The 4,517-nt window shown below is 69.6% G+C and carries 1 protein-coding gene; it reads left to right on the top strand.

Going from position 1 to position 4,517, the window contains the following annotated elements; genetic code table 11:
• On the top strand, positions 1-4,517 hold a 4,517-nt coding region (locus tag ACFVFQ_RS38275; RefSeq protein ID WP_383425305.1), incomplete at both ends, for a type I polyketide synthase.

The raw sequence follows: 4,517 nt of genomic DNA, 5'->3' as shown, positions 1-4,517 counted from the left end.
CGGTTGGTGTTGCGGGAGGCGGTTGCCGAGCAGTTGCGTTCGGCTGCTCGGGGTGCGGGGTCGTTGTTTGATGTGGCGTGGCGCGCGGTGGAAGGGAGCAGCGCTTCGTCGGAGTCGGCGGGTTGGGTTGGGTTGGGCCAACTCGACGGGCCTGGTGGGCGGTTCGCGTCCATCGATGCGTTGACCGATGCCGTCGAGGCGGGGATGGATGCCCCGGAGGTTGTGGCTGTCGCCATCGAGGATGTCTCTTCTGGCCGCTCGGGTGTTGTTGGGGCGTTGGGGTTGGTGCAGGCGTGGCTTGGTGAGGAGCGGTTGGCGCAGTCGCGGTTGGTGGTGGTGACGCGAGGTGCGGTGGGCGTTCGGGCGGAGGATTCTGTCGAAGGGGTGGCGCAGGCTGGCGCGTGGGGGTTGGTGCGTTCTGCGCAGGCGGAGCACCCGGGCCGGTTCGCGCTGCTGGACGTCGAGGACATCAACGAAATTGGCTCGGCGGTACCGAAAATGCTCGCCGACGAGCCTCAGGTAGCGGTGCGGGCCGGTGAGATGTTCGCGCCGCGGCTGCGTCGTATGCCCGAGCCGCGAAGTGCGGTGTCTGGGGAGATGTGGGCCTCGGACGGCACGGTGTTGATCACTGGTGGCACCGGGACGTTGGGTGGTTTGGTTGCCCGGCATCTGGTCTCTCGCCATGGTGTGCGGCATCTGCTTCTGCTCAGCCGTCGGGGTATGGACGCTCCAGGGGCCGGCGAACTGGCCGCAGAACTCACGCAGTTGGGTGCTCAGGTGCGTGTGGCGGCCTGCGACGCCGCCGATCGTGAGGCGTTGGCGGGCGTCCTGGCCGAGATCCCCGAGGACCGGCCGTTGCGCGGTGTGGTTCATACCGCGGGTGTGTTGGACGACGGTGTCGTTGAGTCGTTGACGTCGGAGCGGGTGCGTGCCGTGTTGCGGCCGAAGGTGGATGCGGCGTGGAACTTGCATCAGCTCACCCGTGACTGTGACCTCTCCGCCTTCGTACTGTTCTCGTCCGCGGCCGGGATCTTCGGCGGCGCCGGGCAGGGGAACTACGCGGCGGCCAACACGTATCTGGATGCCCTGGCGCAGCATCGACGGGCCCAGGGCCTGCCGGCGATGTCCATGGCGTGGGGTCTGTGGGAGCAGGCCAGCGGCATGACTGGCCACCTGGACGACGGGGACAAGGGGCGGCTCAACCGCGGTGGGACCGGCGTCCTGACCTCGGAGCAGGGGCTTGAGCTGTTTGATGCCGCCCTTGATGCCGATCGCGGGGTCGTGGTGCCGGTTCCGTTGGATCTGGCTGCTGTTCGGGCCAGCGCGGCGTCGGTCGGGGTCCCGCCGGTGTTGCGTGAGCTGGTGCGGGTTCCGGTGCGGCGTGCGGTGCGTGGGAGGGAGGTGGAGGTCTCCGATTTTGCGGCCCGGTTGGCGCGGCTGGATGCGGCGGAGCAGTTGCGGGACGTGTTGGAGATGGCGCTTCGGCACATTGCCCAGGTGCTGGGTCACGCCTCGGCGTCGGACGTCGAACCCACCCGTCCGTTCAAGGACTTGGGTTTCGATTCGTTGACCGCCGTGGAGCTGCGGAACCGTCTGAATGCGGCGACGGGGTTGAGGCTGCCGGCGACGTTGGTCTTCGACTATCCGACCCCGGTCGTCCTGGCGGAATTCGTCCGGGACGAGGTCACGGGGCGCGGGCAGCAGTCGACCGGAAGCGCCAACCCGACGACGGCGGTGACCACTTCCACTTCCACGAACGAACCCATCGCCATCGTCGGCATGGCCTGCCGCTACCCCGGCGGCGTGACCACCCCGGACCAGCTGTGGGACCTGGTGGCCTCCGGCGGGGACGGCATCTCGGGCTTCCCCACCGACCGTGGTTGGGACCTGGAGGCACTGTTCGACGTCGACTCGGGGAAGACCGGCACGTCGTACGCACGGGAGGGCGGCTTCCTGCATGACGCGGCCGACTTCGACCCGGCGTTCTTCGGGATCTCGCCGCGCGAGGCGTTGGCGATGGACCCGCAGCAGCGGCTGCTGTTGGAGACCTCCTGGGAGGCGATCGAGCGGGCGGGCATCGACCCCGGTTCGCTCCGCGGCAGCAAGACCGGCGTCTTCGCCGGCGTCATGTACCACGACTACGCGACCCGCCTGATGGCCTCCGGCGAGGACCTCCGCAGCCTGGAGGGGTACATCGGCAACGGCACCTCCGGCAGTGTGCTGTCCGGCCGGGTGTCCTACGTCTTCGGCTTCGAGGGACCGGCGGTCACGGTGGACACCGCCTGCTCGTCCTCGCTCGTCGCCACGCACCTCGCGGTACAGGCACTGCGCAGCGGAGAGACCTCGCTGGCGCTGGCCGGTGGCGTGACGGTGATGGCCCACCCCTCGCTGTTCAGCGAGTTCTCGCGGCAGAACGGACTGGCCGCGGACGGGCGTTGCAAGTCCTTCGCCGATGCCGCCGACGGCGCGGGCTTCTCCGAGGGCGTCGGGATGGTGCTGCTGGAACGGCTGTCGGACGCGCGGCGCAACGGGCACCGGGTCCTGGCAGTGGTCCGGGGCTCGGCGGTGAACCAGGACGGCGCCTCCAACGGCCTGACGGCGCCTAACGGACCCTCCCAACAGCGGGTGATCCGGCAGGCGTTGGCGAACGCGGGCTTGTCCGCGACCGACGTTGATGTCGTGGAGGCGCACGGCACGGGTACGTCGCTGGGCGACCCGATCGAGGCCCAGGCGCTGCTGGCGACGTACGGGCAGGAGCGGGACGCCGAGCGTCCCTTGCTGTTGGGGTCGATCAAGTCCAACATCGGGCACACCCAGGCCGCCGCCGGCGTCGCCGGCATCATCAAGATGGTGCAGGCCATGCGGCATGCGGTGCTGCCGAGGACGCTGCACGTCGACGCGCCGTCGACGCATGTCGACTGGTCCGTGGGCGCGGTGGAACTGCTGACCGAGGACCGTCAGTGGGACGCTACGGGCCGGACGCGGCGGGCGGCGGTCTCGTCGTTCGGGATCAGCGGCACCAACGCGCATCTGATCGTGGAACAGGCGCCGGCCGATGTCGCCGCCGAGCCGTCGCACCCCGAGACGGCCCCGGACGCGACCGGGCTCGCGACGTGGATCGTGTCGGCCCCCTCCGAGGCCGGCCTGCGCGCCCAGGCACGGAGCCTGGGCAGCTATCTGGCCGAACGTCCGGAACTGTCACCGGCTGACGTTGGCTTCTCGCTGGCGACGACCCGAGCCGGCTTCGAACACCGCGTGGCCGTGGTCGGCACGGATCGCGAAACGCTGATGGCGGGGCTGGCGACGGTCGCGGACGGCCGGCCGGGCGCGGGAGTGGTCCGCGGCCAGGCACGCGCCGCCGGCGGCCGGATCGGGTTCCTGTTCTCGGGCCAGGGCTCCCAACGTCTGGGCATGGGACGGGAGTTGTATGCCCGTTTCCCGGTGTTTGCCGAGACTTTCGACGCGGTGGTGGGTGAGCTTGAGCGCGCGTTGGGCTCCTCCCTGCGTGGGGTGCTGTGGGGCGAGGACGAGGCCGAGCTGAATCGGACTGTTCACGCCCAGACGGGGTTGTTTGCGGTTGAGGTGGCGCTGTTCCGGTTGCTGGAGTCCTTCGGTGTCGTCCCGGATGTGTTGATCGGCCACTCGATTGGTGAGTTGGCGGCGGCGCATGTGGCGGGTGTGCTGTCGTTGGAGGATGCCTGCACGTTGGTTGCTGCCCGCGGTCGGTTGATGCAGGCGCTGCCTGAGGGCGGCGCGATGCTCGCCGTCCAGGCCCGCGAGGACGAGATCGCTGACCTGCTCGGCGAGTCGGTGTCGTTGGCTGCCGTCAATGGGCCGGATTCCGTGGTGGTGTCTGGTGACGTTGACGCCGTCGAGGCCGTGCGGGAATGGGCCGAGGCGAACGGTCGGAAGTCGAGCCGGCTGCGGGTCTCGCATGCGTTCCACTCCCACCGCATGGACGGCATGCTGGACGAATTCGCCGCCGTTGCCGAGCAGTTGACGTACGAGGCGCCGCGGATTCCGGTGATTTCGACGCTGACGGGCGAGGTCGCTTCCGGGGACGAGGTGTGTTCGGCGGCGTACTGGGTGCGGCAGGTGCGCGAGGCCGTGCGCTTCGCGGATGCGGTGCGTGCGGCGGCGGATTCCGGGGTGCGCCGGTTTGTCGAGGTCGGCCCGGACGGTGTTCTCACCGCGCTGGCCTCGGCGACGGTCGCCGAGAGCGAGGTCGAGGCGGTGTGCGTCGCGACGCAGCGCGCTGACCGAGACTCGGAACACACCTTCCTCACCGGGCTCGCCGAGCTTCATGTGCATGGCTGCCGGGTCGATGTGGAGGCCCTGTCCGCCGGCGGACGACGCATTGAGCTGCCGACGTATGCCTTCCAGCGGGAGCGGTACTGGCCCAGGCCGGCTACTCGGACCTCGGGTGATGTGCGGGGGCTGGGGTTGGGTTCTGCCGGTCACCCGTTGTTGGGTGCGGCGGTGGCGTTGGCGGATTCGGATCGGGTGGTGTTGACGGG

It is taken from the genome of Streptomyces sp. NPDC057743 (assembly GCF_042798755.1).
GTDB lineage: Bacteria > Actinomycetota > Actinomycetes > Streptomycetales > Streptomycetaceae > Streptomyces.
This window is presented reverse-complemented; position numbering and strand designations above follow the sequence as displayed.